We start from the raw sequence: 17,645 nt of genomic DNA on the forward strand, positions 1-17,645 counted from the left end.
CCTGGCGGGATGAAGTCGACCATCCTGTCCCGGCGCGACCTGGACTTTCTGCTCTACGAATGGTTACAGGTCGAGGAGCTGACCTCGCTGCCGCGTTTCGCCGACCATTCCCGGGAGACGTTCGACGGTGTGCTGGAACTGTGTGAACAGCTGGCCGAACGGTACTTCGCGCCGCACAACAAGCTCAGCGACGCCAACGAGCCCACCTTCGACGGCACCACCGTCACCGTCATCCCCGAGGTGAAGGTGGCCCTGGAGGCATTCGCCAAGGCCGATCTGGTCGGGATGTCCTTCGACGCCGAACTCGGTGGTGCCCAACTGCCAACCACCGTCGCCCAGGCCGGGTTCGCCTGGATCTCCGCGGCCAACATCAGCACCTCGGGCTACCTGATGCTGACCATCGCCAACGCCAACCTGCTTGCCGAATTCGGGACACCCGAGCAGATCGACACGTTCGTCAAACCCATGCTCGCAGGCCGGTTCACCGGCACCATGGCGCTCTCGGAAACCCAAGCCGGTTCCTCGCTGGCCGATATCACCACGCGCGCCGAACCGCAGGCCGATGGCACCTACCGGGTGTACGGCACCAAGATGTGGATCTCGGGCGCCGAGCACGAGATGAGCGAGAACATCGTCAACCTGGTGCTGGCGAAGATCCCGGGCGGTCCCGCCGGGACCAAGGGCATCTCACTGTTCATCGTGCCCAAGTACATCGTCGGAGCCGACGGAGAGGTGGGTGCGCGCAACGCGGTGGCGATCTCGGGGCTCAACCACAAGATGGGCCAGCGCGGTATCACCAACACCGTGCTGAACTTCGACGGCGCGGTGGGGTATCTGGTCGGCGAACCGCATCGCGGGCTTGCCTACATGTTCCACATGATGAACGAGGCGCGCCTCGGGGTCGGAATGGGCGCGGTCGCGCTGGGCTACACCGGCTATCTCAAATCGCTGGACTATGCCCGCGAACGCCCGCAGGGACGACTGGTGAAGGACCCGGCCAGCCCGCAGGTCCCGATCATCGCGCATGCCGATGTGAAGCGGATGCTGCTGGCGCAGAAGACTTACGTGGAGGGCGCCCTGGGCTTGGCCCTCTACTGCGCGAAACTCGCCGACGTCGGTGAGCGCGAGCTGCTCGACATCCTGACCCCGATCGCCAAGAGTTGGCCCTCGCAGTGGTGCCTGGAGGCCAACAGCTTGGCCATCCAGGTGCTGGGTGGCTATGGCTACACCCGCGAATACGACGTCGAGCAGCACTACCGGGACAACCGGCTCAACCCGATCCACGAGGGCACCCACGGCATCCAGAGCCTTGACCTGTTGGGTCGCAAGGTCGCCCAGAACGGCGGGGCCGCCATGACGGCCCTGGCGGCCCGGATCACCGACACGGTGACGCGGGCCGGTGATGATCCGCTGGCCGCGCAGCTTGCCGCGGCCTGGCAGCGCCTAGTCGAGGTGACCGCCACCATGTTCGCCGGCGACGACCCTGCGGTGATGATGGCAAACAGCGCGGTTTACCTGGAGGCCTTCGGTCATATCGTCATCGCATGGGTGTGGCTCGAGCAACACCTTGCCGCGTTTGCCGGAGATGGGGATTTCTACGAAGGCAAACGGCAGGCCGCTCGGTTCTTCTACCGTTACGAGTTGCCCAAGGTGTACCCGCAACTGGATTTGCTGGCGAGCCTGGACCGTACGACACTCGATATGCAGAGCAGTTGGTTCTGATTCGACCCGGAATGGTCATTCGGTAGCTACCTGGCGCGTACCCTTCCTGACGTAACCGTCAATACCGGAGCCGTCGATGTACCGGGAAGGGCCCTCATGGGGATGTCTGCCACTCGTTCACTGGCCGCACTCGCGGCGGCCGCCGCGCTTGTGGTCACCGCATGTGACGGCGCCCCCGCCGATGCCTCCAGCGCGGCGCAGGGCACGTGGCCGAGCGATGCGGTCGACATGCTGGTCGGCTACGCCGCGGGCGGATCCAGCGACTTGATCAGCCGCGCCGTCGCCAAGGGGCTCTCTGCCGATCTTGGCCAGCCGTTCCGGGTGACCAATCGCCAGGGCGGTAACGGCGCCGCCGCGGCCGCCGACCTCGCCGGGGCACCCGCCGACGGCACGATGCTGTCCATTCAGAATGCGTCGCTCTACACCATCACGCCGCTGGCGGTGGCCGCGGACGAGGCCCGCCACATCGGGGACGTCGACGTGGTGCACGGCATCTCCAGCGAGAACTACGTGCTGGTGACCAGTCCGGAGACGGGCCTGCGCACCATCGCCGACCTGCAGACGGCCCAGCGACCGTTGCGGTACGGCACCACCGGGGTGGGTACCGGAGCGCAACTGTCCGGAGCCCTGCTGATGAAGGGCGCCGGCGTGCTGTCCGAGGCCGTGCCGTTCGACAGCGGGGCGCCCAATCTCGCCGCCGTGCTGGCCAATGACGTCGATATCGCCGTCGTCCACGTGGGGGAAGCGATCGAGAACATCGATTCCGGCAAGCTCGTCGCGCTCAACGTCTTCAGCCCCGAGCGGATCGATTTCCTGCCCGACGTCCCCACCGCCAGGGAGCTGGGGTACGACGTGGTGGTGTCGCAGTACCGCTTCATGACCGTGCCAAAGGGCACGCCCGCCGAGGTGACCGGTCCGCTGGTCGCGGGCCTGAAGTCGACCTTCGCCAGCGCGGCGTACCAGCGATTCAACGAGCAGAACAGCCTCACACCGATGGAGATCCCCGGCGAGCAGGTCCTCACCCAGCTCACCGCTGATGCCCGTCGCTACGCAGAGATCGTGGCCACAGGCGGCATCGATCTCCGCGATATTGGGTAAACCGGTGATGTGTTTCGCATCTCTTTCGCGTGCCTGAGGCCGCTCGCAAGCCGACTCACCATCTGAGTGCAGGCGGAGGAGACGGCTATGGGCGAGCAGCAGTTGCTGGTCGAAGGGGACACGTGCTGGCGCACTGTCGAGGCGGAGCGGTTCGCGCCGATCATCGACGGCGCGGATTATCTGGCCCACGTGAAATCGGCGATGCTGGGTGCGGAGAACCGGATCCTGCTGATCGGGTGGGATTTCGATGCCCGGACCACATTCGAACCCGGGCGTGGCACGCTGCCCGGACCCAACCAGCTGGGGCCGTTCCTGTTCTGGTTGCTGTGGCGTCGCCCCCACCTCAAGGTGTACGTGCTCAAGACCAACCTGCGGCTGCTCTCGGTGTTCGAGCGCTACTGGTACAGCATCGTCCCGGTCGAGTGGCTCAACCGGATCACCTCCGCCCGGATGCACCTGGCCGTGGACGGCGCCCACCCCACCGGCGCGGTACATCACCAGAAGGTCGTCGTGATCGACGATGCGGTGGCGTTCTGCGGGGGCATCGATCTGACCTTGGGCCGGTGGGACACCCGCGATCACGACGCGGAGAACCCCGGGCGTCGCGGCGGCGGTGAATCGTACGGTCCACGGCACGAGGTCGCCGCAGTCGTCGACGGACCCGCGGCCCAGGCCCTCGGCGAACTGGCCCGCGACCGTTGGCGACAGGCCACCGGTGAAGAACTGCCGCCCCTGGGCCCCGGTGCGAGTGTTTGGCCAAAGCACTGCCCACCGGCGTTGCGCCACGTTCCGGTGGGTATCGCCCGCACCCTGCCCTCGTTGCCCGAGCGCGACGAGGTCCGCGAGGTGGAGGCGCTGAACCTGGCCGCCATCGCGGCGGCGCGCGACATCATCTACCTGGAGAACCAGTACCTGGCTTCCCGGGGCATCTGTGAGGCCCTCGCCGACCGGCTGCGTGAGCCCAACGGCCCCGAGGTGATGATCGTGTTGCCGCGCACCTCGGAGAGCCCGCTGGAACGCGAATCGATGGACAGCGCGCGCGAACGCATGCTCCGGCTGTTGTGGGCGGCAGACGAACACGACAGGCTCGGCGTCTACTGGCCGGCCGTTCCCGGCGGGCAGTCGTTGTACGTGCACTCCAAGGTCGTGGTCGTCGACGACGGGTTCCTGCGCATCGGATCGTCGAACCTGAACAACAGGTCGCTGGGCTTCGACAGCGAATGCGATCTGGCGCTGGAGGATTCGCCGGACCGCGACGATATCCGCACGTTCATCGCCCATCTGCGTGACGATCTGCTCGCCGAGCATCTGCGGCTACCGTTCGACAGCGTCCGCGCCGAGATCCGGTCCAGAGGGTCGATCCTGAAGGCCGTCGACACCCTGCGCGGGCGCTCGCTGCGCAAGTTCACCCCGCACATGGTGTCCGCCGATGCCGGCCCGTTCGCCGAGAACGACCTGATGGATCCCGTCCGGGTGCCCACCTCGTTGGCCGTCAGCGTCGCCTCGGTGGCCGTCGCCCTGGTCACCTGGCCGTTGGTCAAGGGCGCCCCGGGCGCGTGGTCGGTGGTGCGCTCTGTCGGCAAGCGGGTCGGCCTGCCGATCTGAGCTAGAACTCGATGATCTGCCGCACCGCAAGGCCGTCGGCGAGGGCGTCCATACCCGCGTTGATCTCGTCGAGGGTCAGCGTCGCCGACACCAGCTTCTCGACCGGCAGCCGACCCGCCCGCCATAGTTCGACGAAGCGCGGGATATCGCGGGCCGGCACCGCCGAACCCAGATAGCTGCCGATCAACGTCCGCCCCTCGGCCACCAAACTCAACGGCGACAACGAGATCCGGGCGTCCGGCGCGGGCAGCCCGACGGTGATGGTGCGTCCGCCGGGGGCGGTCAGCCCGATGGCCGTCTCCAGCGCCGCCGCATGGCCCACGGCCTCGATGACGACCTCGGCGGTGAAGTCGGCCTCCTCTGGGGTGGATACCGCATGCGCCCCCAGCTCGCGGGCCAGCGCCAGCTTGTCCGGCAGCCGGTCGACCGCGACGACCCGGACATCGTCGTGCGCGAGCGCGGTCAGCATGGCCGCCATCCCGACACCGCCCATGCCGACGATCGCCACGGTCTGGCCGGGTTTCGGCTCCCCGGCGTTGAGGACCGCCCCGCCGCCGGTGAGCACTGCGCAGCCCAGCAGCGATGCGACGACCGCGGGCACATCATCGTCGACCGGGACCACCGAGCGCCGGTCCACGACAGCGTGGGTGGCGAACCCGGACACCCCGAGATGGTGCAGTACCTGCTCGGCATCGGGGGGTGGCCAGCCGCACCGCACCGCTGAGCAGCGTTCCCGCCCCATTGGCCGCACTACCGCGGATGCACGGCGCCAGGCCGTCGGTCGCGCACGCCCGGCACTGACCGCAGCGCGGGAGAAATGTCATCACCACGCGTTGGCCGGGCGCCAGATCGGATGTGCCACCGACCTTCTCGACGATGCCCGCGGCCTCGTGGCCGAGCAGCATGGGAATCGGGCGGACCCGGTTGCCGTCGACCACCGACAGGTCCGAGTGGCACAGGCCGGCGGCCTCGATGCGCACCAGCAGCTCACCGTCGCCAGGATCGGCGAGTTCGAGCTCGGTCACCGTGATCGGCCGGGACGTTGAATACGGTCGTGCCGAACCGATGGACTCCAGGACTGCGCCGCGAATGTGCATGACGCCAGCCTGACATGCTTGCCGCATGGAGTACACGATCGCGGACTTCGCAGTGCACTGGCCGGTGCAGACGAGGTGGACCGACAACGACATGTTCGGACATCTCAACAACGCCGTCTATTACCAACTCTTCGACACCGCCATCAACGCCTGGATCGGGAATCGTGCCGGAGTCGATGCGATGGCGGCGCCGTGGCTTGCGGTGGTCGCCGAATCGAGTTGCCGCTACTACTCCGAACTGCAGTTCCCCGCCGACCTGGTGGTCGGTCTCGCGGTGACCCGGTTGGGCAACAGCAGCGTCACCTACCGCACCGGACTGTGGGCTGCTGGCGGACCTGCCGCCGCGGGGCTGGATGCGCGGCCCGCCGCGGTCGGCTCCTGGGTACACGTCTACGTCGACCGCCAGACCCGCCGCCCGGTACCCATCCCGGAAGCCGTACGCGCACTGCTGCAGTCGGCTGTTCATGACGCGACGCCCGACTGCCAGGGCGGCCGATACGGCGGCTGATACGGCTGAGCCATTGGCCGACTCGCTATGCTCGCCCGATGCCGATCGTCAGCAAGACCGTCGAGGTCGCCGCACCCGCCGCCGCCATCATGGCGATCGTCGCCGACTTCGAGGCCTACCCGCAGTGGAACGAAGAGGTCACCGGCGCATGGATCCTGGCCCGCTATGACGACGGGCGGCCCAGCCAGTTGCGGCTGGACACCAAGATCCAGGGCATGGAGGGCAGCTACATCCAGGCCGTCTACTACCCCGCGGAGGGGCAGATCCAGACCGTCATGCAGCAGGGCAACCTGTTCTCCAAGCAGGAGCAGCTGTTCGCCGTCGTCGACATGGGCCCGACCAGCCTGCTGACCGTCGACATGGATGTCGAGGTCGATATGCCGGGCGTGCCGGCGATGATGATCAAGAAGGTCGTCAACGATGCGCTCGAGCACCTGGCCAACAACGTGAAGAAGCGCGCCGAGCAGCTGGCCTGACACTCGTTCCGGCTCGAGCGAAACGGGTCAGGTCCACAATCCCAGGCCGTCGAGCAGGCTGGTCAGCCGCCGCGCCCCGTCGTCGAATTGGCTGCGGGTCAACCGCACCACCTCGTCGACCTCGCGGCGCCGCATCGCCGCAATCAATTGCCGGTGATTGGCCACCGCCTCCACACCCCACGTCGGGTCGGAGGCGTAGATGTGCGGCGGCAGGTACCGCGCGGCATTGAGCAGGAACCAGGCCAGCTTCATCCGATCGGTCGTCCGGTTGAACGCTCGATGGAAGTTGAACTCCGCGCGGGCGATCGGTTCGACCTCCCCGCCGCGGACCGCCGCGGCCAGGTCCTCGGTGAGCCGCTCCAGCTCGTCGATATCGGCATCGGTGGCCCGCTGTGCGGCCGTCGCGGCCAGCTCGGCGGCGATGGCACCCTGCAGCCAGAAGATGTCGGCGATGTCATCGCGGGTGAACGGTGACACCATGTGCCCGCGGTGTGGTTCCAGCTGCACCATGCCCTCACCGCGCAGGGTCCGCAGTGCCTCGCGCACCGGGGTGATGCTGACACCGAGTTGGGCGGCGGTCTCGTCGAGCCGCACGAAGGTTCCCGGCCGCAGCGTCCCCGACATGATCGCGACCCGCAGATAACCGGCCACCTCGTCGGAGAGCTGTTCGCGGCGGCGGGCGGGACCCAGTTTGGCGGGTGCGTTCATGCGGGTGCGCTGCGTCCTCTGCGGCTGGTCATGGGTTCCGGGTCATCGCGGTGGTGAAAAGCTTGTCCAGAAGTGGGTTGGCGTCATAGTGTGACCCCGACTACATAATGTTTGATCAAATATCAACATTGCGCAAGCGTATTGCGCGGCCGCCGATCGAAAGAGCCTCTGCAGTGACAGTTCAGTCAACTGAGTCCGCCACTCAATCCGCGACCCTTCGCACCGAACAGCCCTATCTGGCCAGGCAGCAGAACTGGTCCAACCAGCTCTCCCGGCACGCGCTGATGCAGCCGGACAAGACCGCGCTGCGCTTCCTCGGGCAGACCACCACCTGGGCCGACCTCGACCGCCGCGTCGATGCGCTGGCCGCCGCATTGCACAGCCGCGGTATCACCGCAGGTGACCGCGTGCTCATCCTCATGCTCAACCGCCCCGAGTTCATCGAGTCCTTCCTCGCGGCCAACCGGCTCGGGGCGATCGCGGTGCCGGTGAACTTCCGGATGACCCCGCCCGAGATCGCCTTCCTGGCCAGCGATTGCGCAGCGCGGGTGGTCGTCACCGAATCGGTGCTCGCGCCGGTGGCCACCGCGGTACGTGACCTGGATGCGACCCTGAGCACCGTGATCGTCGCCGGGGCGGGCAGCGAGGACGGTGTCCTCGGCTACGACGATCTGCTCGCCGAGCAGAACCCGCCGCCCGAGCCGGTGGACATCCCCAACGATTCGCCCGCGCTGATCATGTACACCTCCGGAACCACCGGGCGTCCCAAGGGTGCTGTGCTCACCCACACCAACATCAGCGGCCAGTCACTGACCCACCTGTTCACCAACGGTGCCGACCTCAACCACGATGTCGGTTTCATCGGTGTGCCGCTGTTCCACATCGCCGGTATCGGGAACATGATCCCGGGCCTCCTGCTGGGTAGGCCGACCGTGGTCTACCCGCTCGGCGCGTTCGATCCGGGTGCGCTGCTCGATGTGCTGGAGGCCGAAGAGGTCACCGGGATCTTCCTCGTCCCCGCGCAGTGGCAGGCGGTCTGCGCCGCCCAACGCGCGCAGCCGAGGAACCTCAAGCTGCGAGTGCTGTCCTGGGGTGCGGCGCCGGCCTCCGATACGTTGCTGAAGGACATGGCGCAGACCTTCCCTGGCGCCAACATCCTGGCCGCCTTCGGGCAGACCGAGATGTCGCCGGTGACCTGTATGTTGTTGGGCGAGGACGCAATTCGCAAGCTCGGTTCGGTGGGCAAGGTCATCCCGACGGTGTCGGCGCGCATCGTCGACGAGGACATGAACGACGTCCCGATCGGCGAGGTCGGTGAGATCGTCTACCGGGCCCCGACCCTGATGGCCGGTTACTGGAACAACCCGAAGGCCACCGCTGAGTCGTTTGCCGGCGGCTGGTTCCACTCCGGGGACCTCGTGCGCCAGGACGACGAGGGTTACATCTGGGTGGTCGACCGTAAGAAGGACATGATCATCTCCGGCGGGGAGAACATCTACTGCGCCGAGGTCGAGAACGTCTTGGCTGCTCATCCCGCCATTGCCGAGGTCGCGGTGATCGGCAGGCCGCACGAGAAGTGGGGCGAGGTTCCGGTCGCCGTGGTTGCTCTGGCAGCGCGGTCCGGCGAGCCGCCCGAGAGCGCCCTGACGCTTGCCGAAATCGACGATTTTCTCACCGAGAGGTTGGCTCGATACAAGCATCCGAAGGCCCTGGAGATCGTTGAGGCGTTGCCCCGCAACCCGTCGGGCAAAGTGCTCAAGACCGAGCTACGCACCATGTTCGGCAGCTGAGCGAAGATTGACGCGGACGAAAGGCGTGCCGAGCCAACGGGTTTACCACAGAACCGGGTGTCTCGCCGCCGAGATCGAATTTGCTAACAGTTGCGATATGAATAGAGCCGATGCGTCACCTGCCTGGTCACCGATCGGGTACAGTCCTGTGGTCCGAGTTACTACCGACCGGTAGGTAGGGCGATGTCACAGGTCATGGAGACGGGGCTCCGCGAGAGTAGAGGAGGGGGCGTGCAGCTAGTTCCGCCGCACTTGGAACTCGCCTCGGTGGTCGCGCTGTGACGGCGGGCAACGGCCTGGTCGACTACGTCAAGGACCAGTTGGACAAACCACTGACCATGGTCGGTGGCTTCTTCAAGATGTGCGTCCTGACCGGCAAGGCGCTCCTCACGAGGCCGTTCCAGTGGAAGGAATTCATCCTTCAGAGCTGGTTTTTGATCCGGGTCGCGTTCCTCCCCACGCTGGCGGTGTCCATCCCGCTCACCGTGCTCATCATCTTCACCTTGAACATCCTGCTCGCCGAATTCGGCGCGGCCGACGTCTCCGGTGCCGGCGCGGCGCTGGGCGCGGTCACCCAGCTGGGCCCGCTGGTGACGGTGCTCGTCGTCGCCGGCGCCGGGTCCACCGCCATCTGCGCCGACCTCGGTGCGCGCACCGTGCGCGAAGAGATCGACGCCATGGAGGTGCTGGGGATCGACCCCATCGAGCGCCTGGTGGCCCCTCGCGTGGTCGCCGCCACCTTTGTCGCCTTCCTGCTCAACGGCGCGGTGATCACCATCGGCCTGGTCGGCGGGTACTTCTTCGGTGTCTACATCCAGAACGTCAACGCAGGCGCCTATGTCGCGACGCTGACGCTGCTCACCGGCTTCCCCGAGGTCATGATCTCGGTCATCAAGGCCACCCTGTTCGGTCTGATCGCCGGGCTGGTGGGCTGCTACCGCGGGCTCACCGTGGCGGGCGGTTCCAAGGGCGTGGGCACCGCGGTCAACGAGACGCTCGTGCTGTGCGTCGTCGCGCTGTTCGCGGTGAACGTCGTGCTGACGACGATCGGTGTCCGGTTCGGGACGGGAGGCTAGGCCGCGCATGAGTACAGCCGCAGTCTTGAGGGCCCGGTTCCCCCGGGCGTTCGACCGCACCCGCGGATACGCCGGCGCGCCCGGCCGGTTCCTCGACAGCATCGGTCACGTCGCCTGGTTCGTCGTACAGGCCGTCGGGCATCTGCCGCATGCATTCAAGCACTACCGCCGCGAGTCACTGCGTCTGGTCGCCGAGATCGGCATGGGCACCGGCGCCATGGCCGTCATCGGCGGCACCGTCGCCATCATCGGTTTCGTCACCCTCTCGGCGGGCTCGCTGATCGCCATCCAGGGGTTCGCGTCCCTGGGCAATATCGGTGTCGAGGCCTTCACCGGCTTCTTCGCCGCCCTGGCCAACATCCGCGTCGTCGCGCCGGTGGTCACCGGTCAGGCGATGGCAGCCACCGTCGGCGCCGGCGCCACCGCGGAGCTCGGTGCCATGCGCATCAGCGAGGAGATCGACGCGCTCGAGGTGATGGGCATCAAGTCCATCTCGTATCTGGTGTCCACCCGGTTGATGGCCGGGGCCATCGTCATCGTCCCGCTCTACGCGATGGCCATCCTGCTGTCGTTCCTGTCCGCGCAGTTGGTCACCACGGTCTTTTACTCGCAGTCGGTGGGCACCTACGAGCACTACTTCCACACGTTCCTGCGGGTGGATGACGTCATGTGGTCGTTCCTCGAGGTGATCATCATGTCGATCATCATCATGCTGAACCACTGCTACTTCGGTTACTTCGCCAGTGGCGGTGCGGTGGGTGTCGGTGAGGCGGTCGGTCGCTCGATGCGCACCTCACTGATCGCGATCGTGCTGGTCGTCCTGCTCGCCTCGTTGGCGCTCTACGGCACCGACCCGAACTTCAACCTGACGGTGTAGCCATGACCCAGCCCTCCGCACCCCTGGTCAAGCCGAAGACGCCGCCCTACAAGGTCGCCGGCGTCATCCTCCTTCTGGTCTGCGCCCTCGTCCTGACGCTGACCTGGCTGCAGTTCCGTGGCTATTTCGAGAAGCGCGTGCAGCTGACCGTCATGGCCGAGCGGGCCGGCCTGGCGATGGACCCGGGGTCCAAGGTCACCTTCAACGGTGTGCCGATCGGACGGCTGGCCGAGTCCGGCGTCGTCACCGTCGGTGACGTGCCGCAGGCCAAGCTGACCCTCGACGTCGACCCGAAGTACCTATCGCTGATCCCGGCCAACGTGCAGGCAGAACTGCGCGCCACCACGGTGTTCGGCAACAAGTACATCTCCTTCCTCTCTCCGCCGAATCCGTCGGCGCAGCGGTTGTCCGGTGGGGACACCGTGCAGGCCACCGGCACCACCACCGAGTTCAACACGCTGTTCGAGACGATCATGAAGATCGCCCAGCAGATCGACCCGGTGAAGCTGAACCAGACGCTGACCGCCGCGGCCCAGGCACTCGACGGGCTCGGCGACAAGTTCGGACAGTCGCTGGTCGACGGCAACGACATTCTCGGTGAACTGAATGCGCGGATGCCGCAGATCCGGCGCGACGTGACCGGCCTGGCCAATCTGGCCGATGTGTACTCCGATGCCGCGCCCGACCTGTTCGACGGTCTGACCAACGCGGTGACCACCGCGCAGACCCTCAACGCCGAGCAGGGCAACATCGACCAGGCGCTGATGGCCGCGGTCGGATTCGGCAACACCGGCGCCGACATCTTCGAGCGCGGCGGTCCATACCTGGTCCGCGGGGCACAGGACCTGCTGCCGACCTCCAAGCTGCTGGACTACCACAGCCCCGCGCTGTTCTGCACCATCCGCAACTACCACGACAGCGCCCCGAAGCTGGCGGATGCCCTTGGCGGCAACGGTTATTCCCTGCGGACCAAGTCGTCGGTGGTCGGTGTGGGCAACCCGTATGTGTTCCCGGACAACCTTCCTCGCGTCAACGCCACCGGCGGACCCGGCGGACGCCCCGGTTGTTGGCAGCCGATCACCCGTGACCTGTGGCCGATGCCGTACCTGGTGATGGACACCGGTGCCAGCCTCGCGCCGTACAACCATTTCGAACTCGGACAGCCGATCATGCAGGAATACGTCTGGGGACGCCAAGTGGGGGAGAACACGATCAACCCATGAGTGCAGCTTGCGGAACGAATAGACAACCGGCATGCGGGATCCGAGCCTGCGAGGAGGCCGCATGAGCATCAAGGGAACCCTCTTCAAGCTGGGCGCGATCTCGGCAGTGCTGCTGACCTTCACCGCGGTCATCTTCGTGGTGTTCGCCCAACTGCGGTTCGACCGCACGACGGGATACTCCGCGATCTTCGAGAACGCCAGCGGCCTGCGCACCGGCCAGTTCGTGCGCGCCTACGGTGTCGAGGTCGGCAAGGTCGAGGGCGTCACCCTCATCGACGGCGGCCAGCGGGTGCGCGTCGACTTCGAGGTCGAGCGCGACCTGCAGCTGTTCTCCGAAACCACCGCTGCCATCCGGTATCTGGACCTCATCGGCAACCGTTACGTGGAACTGCGACGCGGTGACAGCAACACCGTGCTCCCCGCCGGCAGCACCATCCCGCTGGAACGCACCGAGCCGGCGTTGGACCTCGACGCGCTCGTCGGTGGCTTCCGCCCGTTGTTCAAATCCCTTGACTCGAACAAGGTCAACAACATCGCCAATTCGATCATCACGATCTTCCAGGGCCAGGGCGGCACCATCAACAACATCCTGGACCAGACCGCCGAGCTGACCTCAGCGCTTGCCGACCGCGATCAGGCGATCGGCGAGGTGATCACCAACCTCAACACCGTGCTGGACACCACCGTCAAACACCAGAAGCAGCTCGACGACACCCTGGTGAACTTCGAGGCGTTGATCACCGGCCTGAAGAACCGGGCCGATCCGATCGGTGCGTCGGTGGCCGATATCAGTGACGCGGCCGGCTCGCTGTCGGATCTGCTGGCGGACAACCGGCCGCTGCTGCGTGATTCCTTCGGCTACCTGGAGACCATCCAGCAGCCGCTGGTCGACCAGCTGGACCAGGTCAACGACATCGTGCAGAAGATCCCGGCCTCGCTGAAGATCATCGGCCGCGCCGGCGGCATCTACGGTGACTTCTTCAACTTCTACGCCTGCGATCTCTCGTTGCGGCTCAACGGTCTTCAGCCGGGTGGACCGGTCCGCACGGTGCGGGTCACCACCCAGCCGACGGGAAGGTGCACGCCGCAATGAGGACCATCCAGGGCAACGACCGGATCCGCAAGGGTCTGATGGGCGTGGTGACCGTGGCGCTGGTCATCGGTGTCGGCTCGTCCATCACCAGCGTGCCGATGCTGTTCGCGGTGCCGGAGTACTACGCCCAGTTCAACGACACCGGCGGTCTCAACGTCGGTGACAAGGTGCGCATCGCGGGCGTCGATGTCGGGACCGTGCAGAGCATGGAGATCAAGGGCGACCGCGTCGAGATCGGCTACACCCTCGGCGGGATGCAGATCGGCACCGAGAGCCGGGCCGCGATCCGTACCGATACGGTGTTGGGCCGCAAGAACATCGAGGTGGAGCCTCGCGGCGACGAGATCCTGAAACCGCGTGGCTTCCTGCCCGTCGAGCAGACTCAGACGCCGTACCAGATCTACGACGCGTTCCTCGACGTCACCCAGGGCACGGCGGGCTGGGATACCCAGGCGGTCAAGCAGTCGTTGAACGTGCTGTCCGAGACGGTCGACCAGACCTACCCGCACCTGAGTGCGGCGCTGGAGGGGGTGCAGCGGTTCTCCGACACCCTCGGCCAGCGTGACGAGCAGCTCAAGCAGTTGCTCGCCAATGCCAACAAGATCGCCACCGTGCTGGGTGATCGCAGCGGTCAGGTCAACGCCCTGCTGGTCAACGCCCAGACCCTGCTGGCCGCCGTCAACGAGCGCAGCTACGCGGTGAACATGCTGCTGGAGCGGATTTCTGGTGTGTCCCAACAGGTTTCCGGTCTCATCCAGGACAATCCGAATCTGAACAAGGTGCTGACCCAGCTCAACACCATCAGCGATACGCTCAACGAGCGTAAGCAGGACCTTGCCGACACGCTGTCCATCGCGGGCAAGTTCATCACGTCCCTCGCCGAGGCGCTGGCGTCGGGCCCGTACTTCAAGGTGATGCTGGCCAACCTGCTGCCGCCCACGCTGTTGCAGCCGTTCGTCGATGCCGCCTTCAAGAAGCGCGGCATCAATCCGGAGGAGTTCTGGCGCAACGCGGGCCTGCCGGCCTTCCAGTTCCCCGATCCCAACGGGCAGCGTTTCGAGAACGGCGCACCGCCGCCGGCACCGCAGGTGACCGAAGGCACCCCGGAGTTCCCGGGTCCCGCCGTCCCGCCGGGATCCCCGTGCTCGTACACCCCGCCCGCCGACGGCCTGCCCCGCCCGGGCAATCCGCTGCCGTGCGCGCAGCTCAGCCAGGGACCCTACGGTCCGGTGCCCGGCGGCTTCCCCCCGCCGGTGGGTGTGCAGACCTCGGATCCGAACGTGCACGGACTCGGACCGACACCTGGTGTCCCGAGCGCGGGCATTCCTGGTCAGTTGCCGCCGAACGTGCCCGGCACACCGGTGCCGTTGGTGCCGGGTCCGCCCGGAGCGCGCACCGTGCCGGTCGGTCCGCCGGGGGCTCCGGCCCCGCCCGGACCGATCCCGAGCCGCGCGCCGCTGCCGCCGCCGCTGCCGGGACCGCCGCCGCCACCGGGGCCCGGTGAGCAGCTCTCGCCGGCGGGCACCGCACCGCTGCCGGGTAATCCGCCGTTCCTCCCGCCCAATTCGCAGGAAGGGTAGGGCGCCGACATGTCGACGATCTTCAACATCCGCAACGTCAAACTGCCGCAGCTTTCCAAGGCGAGCGTCATCCTCGGCGTGATCGTGCTCGTGGTGGCCGTCGGTGCCGCCGCGGTCGGTTGGAATGTGTACAAGAAGCTGACCACCACCACGGTCACCGCCTACTTCCCGCAGACGCTGGCGCTCTATCCCGGCGACAAGGTGCTCATCATGGGCGTCAAGGTCGGGGCCATCGATTCCATCGAGCCCCAGGGCGACCGGATGAAGGTGGTCCTGCACTGGGACAGCAAGTACAAGGTGCCCGCGGACGCCAGTGCCTCCATCCTCAACCCGTCGCTGGTGGCCTCCCGCGTCATCCAGCTCTCCCCGCCCTACACCGGCGGAGAGGCGATGCAGGACGGCGCGGTCATCGACGAGGACCGCACGCAGGTTCCGGTCGAGTACGACCAGCTGCGCGACCAGATCACGCGGTTGCTGGCCGATCTGGGCCCCACACCCGAGCAGCCGAAGGGCCCGTTCGGCGATATCGTCGAATCGTTCGCCGACGGGTTCGAGGGCAAGGGCGAGCAGTTCAACAAGACGCTCACCGGACTGTCGGATGCCCTGACCGCGCTGAACGAGGGCCGCGGTGATTTCGTCGGGATCGTCAAGAGCCTCGCGGTGTTCGTCAACGCGCTGCACAAGAGCGATCAGCAGTTCGTGGCGCTGAACAACGACCTGGCGCAGTTCACCAACTCGTTCACCAACACCGACCGTGAGGTCGCCAACGCCGTGGACGATCTGAACACGTTGCTGTCGACCACGCGAAAGTTCCTCGACGAGAACGCGACCCCGCTGACCAACGACATCAACAATCTGTCGGATGTCACCACCGCGATCCTGCAGCCCGAGCCTCGCGACGGTCTGGAGACCGGTCTGCATGCCTACCCGAACCTGGTGGCCAACGTCGTCAACGTGGTGGCGCCCAACCAGGGTGGCATCGTCGGTCTTCCGGTGCTGCCCGGCGTCACCAACTTCTCCAACCCGCTGAACTTCATCTGCAGTTCCATCCAGGCCGGTAGCCGGATGGGTTACCAGGATTCCGCGGAGCTCTGCGCGCAGTACCTGGCGCCGATCATGGACGCGATCAAGTTCAACTACCTGCCGTTCGGTATGAACCTGGCGGCCGGTGCGATGACGCTGCCCAAGCAGATCGCCTACTCCGAGCCGCGGCTGCGTCCGCCGCCGGGGTACAAGGACACCACGGTGCCGGGCATCTTCTCCCGGGACACCCTGTTCTCGCACGGTAACCACGAGCCCGGCTGGATCGTGGCACCCGGTATGCAGGGCGTCGAGGTGCAGCCGTTCACCGCGAACATGCTGACCCCGGATTCGTTGGCCGCGTTGCTGGGTGGGCCCGATATCGTGCCGCCGCCGGCACCGCCCGCCTTCGGCGTGCCCCCGGGTGGCAACCTGCCCGGACCGCCGAATGCCTACGACCAGAACAATCCGCTACCCCCGCCGTGGTATCCGCAACCGGGACCGCCGCCGGCCCCGGCACCGGGTGTGATCCCGGGTGACCCGCCGCCGGCCGTGCCCGTGGGGGCGCCGGTCGCACCGGCGGCCCCGGCCGGACCGCCGCTGCCGGCAGAGGCAGGTGCACGATGAAGCTGAAGAAGATCGCCACGCGTGCCGTGGCGCTGGCCGTCGCCGGGTTGATGCTCACCGGGTGCGGGCAGTGGCGAGGTATCGCCAATGTCCCGCTGCCCGGTGGCCCCGGCACCCAGGACGGCAGCACGACGATCTACATCCAGATGCCGGAGACGTTGGCGCTCAACGCCAACAGCCGGGTCCGGGTCGCCGATGTGTTCGTCGGCCGGGTGCGCAAGATCGAGCTGAAGAACTGGACGCCGTTGCTGACGGTGGACCTGGAGCCCGGCGTCGAGTTGCCCAAGAATGCGCTGGCGCGCATCGGGCAGACCTCGCTGCTGGGTTCCCAGCACGTCGAACTCGACGAGCCGGACGACCCGTCGCCGGAAAAACTGCGCAACGGGGACACCATTCCGCTGGAACGATCATCGGCGTTTCCCACCATCGAGCGGACGCTTGCCAGCATCTCGGGCATCCTGACCGGCGGCGGCATCCCGAACATCGAGGTGATCCAGAACGAGGTGAACGCCATCCTGACCGGGCGTTCCGGTGAGATCCGGGAGCTGTTGAACCGGCTGGACACCTTCACCTACGAGATGAACCAGCAGCGTGAGGACCTGACGCGCGCCATCGACTCGACCAACCGGCTGCTCGGTATCGTCAGCAAGCGCACCGAGACCCTGGACCGCGTGCTCACCGAATTCCCGCCGCTGATCAAACATTTCGCCGATACCCGGGACCTGTTCGCCGATGCGGTGACCTCGCTCGGGCGGCTCAGCGCGACGGCTGACGAGACGCTGAGCAACACCAACGCGAACCTGAACACCAACCTGAAGAATCTGCAGCGGCCGCTGCGGGAGCTGGCCAAGGCTTCCCCGTATCTGGTCGGTGCGCTCAAGCTGCTGCTCACGGTGCCGTTCAACATCGAGAACATCCCGAAGGCGATCCGCGGTGACTACATCAACGTCTCGCTGACCATCGACCTGACGCTCAGTGCCATCGACAACGGCTTCCTGTCGGGTACCGGTATCTCGGGCATGCTGCGGGCGCTGGAGCAGGCCTGGGGTCGTGATCCGGCGACGATGATGCCGGACGTGCGGTTCACCCCCAACCCGAACAGTGCGCCCAATGGTCCGCTGATCGAAAGGTCGGAGTGAGTCATG

General features: G+C 66.6%; 14 protein-coding genes and 1 pseudogene. 13 read left to right on the forward strand and 2 right to left on the reverse strand.

The annotated features are described in order from the left end of the window. Window positions 1-9: 9 nt before the first annotated feature. The 3 genes from PGN27_RS14495 (at window position 10) to PGN27_RS14505 (ending at window position 4,425) form a co-directional block, all read left to right on the forward strand. Window positions 10-1,722, forward strand: coding sequence for an acyl-CoA dehydrogenase (locus PGN27_RS14495; RefSeq protein ID WP_335326730.1), 1,713 nt, complete (start codon window positions 10-12; stop codon window positions 1,720-1,722). A gap of 102 nt (window positions 1,723-1,824) precedes the next feature. Then, complete coding sequence (locus PGN27_RS14500; RefSeq protein WP_335326731.1) at window positions 1,825-2,820, forward strand: Bug family tripartite tricarboxylate transporter substrate binding protein; 996 nt, start codon at window positions 1,825-1,827, stop codon at window positions 2,818-2,820. Between the two features lie 87 nt (window positions 2,821-2,907). After that, window positions 2,908-4,425, forward strand: coding sequence for a phospholipase D-like domain-containing protein (locus PGN27_RS14505; protein WP_335326732.1), 1,518 nt, complete (start codon window positions 2,908-2,910; stop codon window positions 4,423-4,425). Between the two features lies 1 nt (window position 4,426). On the opposite strand, the pseudogene PGN27_RS14510 reads toward PGN27_RS14505, so the two are convergent. Next, a pseudogene (locus PGN27_RS14510) lies at window positions 4,427-5,522 on the reverse strand (alcohol dehydrogenase catalytic domain-containing protein). A gap of 25 nt (window positions 5,523-5,547) precedes the next feature. Between PGN27_RS14510 and PGN27_RS14515 the strand changes: the two are divergent. Then, window positions 5,548-6,030: an acyl-CoA thioesterase gene (locus tag PGN27_RS14515; protein WP_335326733.1), complete on the forward strand. Its 483-nt coding sequence runs from the start codon at window positions 5,548-5,550 to the stop codon at window positions 6,028-6,030. Between the two features lie 38 nt (window positions 6,031-6,068). Continuing rightward, window positions 6,069-6,506 (forward strand): SRPBCC family protein, encoded by a 438-nt coding sequence (locus PGN27_RS14520; protein ID WP_335326734.1) that lies wholly within the window; start codon window positions 6,069-6,071, stop codon window positions 6,504-6,506. A 27-nt stretch (window positions 6,507-6,533) separates the two neighbouring features. On the opposite strand, the gene PGN27_RS14525 is transcribed toward PGN27_RS14520, so the two are convergent. Then, window positions 6,534-7,214: a GntR family transcriptional regulator gene (locus PGN27_RS14525; RefSeq protein ID WP_335326735.1), complete on the reverse strand. Its 681-nt coding sequence runs from the start codon at window positions 7,212-7,214 to the stop codon at window positions 6,534-6,536. 173 nt (window positions 7,215-7,387) lie between these two features. Here PGN27_RS14525 and fadD5 point away from each other — a divergent pair, with 173 nt between their 5' ends. From fadD5 to PGN27_RS14565, 8 genes are all read left to right on the forward strand, one after another. Next, window positions 7,388-9,004, forward strand: coding sequence for a fatty-acid--CoA ligase FadD5 (gene fadD5 / locus PGN27_RS14530; RefSeq protein WP_418888600.1), 1,617 nt, complete (start codon window positions 7,388-7,390; stop codon window positions 9,002-9,004). Window positions 9,005-9,342: 338 nt separating this feature from the next. After that, window positions 9,343-10,080, forward strand: a complete 738-nt coding sequence (locus tag PGN27_RS14535) for an MlaE family ABC transporter permease (RefSeq protein ID WP_174241834.1) — start codon at window positions 9,343-9,345, stop codon at window positions 10,078-10,080. Between the two features lie 7 nt (window positions 10,081-10,087). Continuing rightward, window positions 10,088-10,957 carry an MlaE family ABC transporter permease gene (locus tag PGN27_RS14540; protein WP_030133967.1) on the forward strand — a complete coding sequence of 290 codons (870 nt, stop codon included), beginning with the start codon at window positions 10,088-10,090 and terminating at the stop codon, window positions 10,955-10,957. A 2-nt stretch (window positions 10,958-10,959) separates the two neighbouring features. Further along, complete coding sequence (locus PGN27_RS14545) at window positions 10,960-12,180, forward strand: MCE family protein (protein ID WP_335326737.1); 1,221 nt, start codon at window positions 10,960-10,962, stop codon at window positions 12,178-12,180. 61 nt (window positions 12,181-12,241) lie between these two features. Further along, window positions 12,242-13,273, forward strand: coding sequence for an MCE family protein (locus tag PGN27_RS14550; RefSeq protein WP_335326738.1), 1,032 nt, complete (start codon window positions 12,242-12,244; stop codon window positions 13,271-13,273). Further along, window positions 13,270-14,853 carry a virulence factor Mce family protein gene (locus PGN27_RS14555; RefSeq protein ID WP_335326739.1) on the forward strand — a complete coding sequence of 528 codons (1,584 nt, stop codon included), beginning with the start codon at window positions 13,270-13,272 and terminating at the stop codon, window positions 14,851-14,853. Before PGN27_RS14550 ends, PGN27_RS14555 begins: the two co-directional genes overlap by 4 nt. Before the next feature lie 9 nt (window positions 14,854-14,862). Next, entirely contained in the window at window positions 14,863-16,500 is a 1,638-nt protein-coding gene (locus PGN27_RS14560; RefSeq protein ID WP_335326740.1) for a virulence factor Mce family protein, read from the forward strand. Then, entirely contained in the window at window positions 16,497-17,639 is a 1,143-nt protein-coding gene (locus tag PGN27_RS14565) for a virulence factor Mce family protein (protein WP_335326741.1), read from the forward strand. The genes PGN27_RS14560 and PGN27_RS14565 overlap by 4 nt, the downstream gene beginning before the upstream one ends. Window positions 17,640-17,645 lie beyond the last annotated feature (6 nt).

Source organism: Mycolicibacterium neoaurum, assembly GCF_036946495.1.
In the GTDB taxonomy this organism is placed as follows: Bacteria; Actinomycetota; Actinomycetes; order Mycobacteriales; family Mycobacteriaceae; genus Mycobacterium; species Mycobacterium neoaurum_B.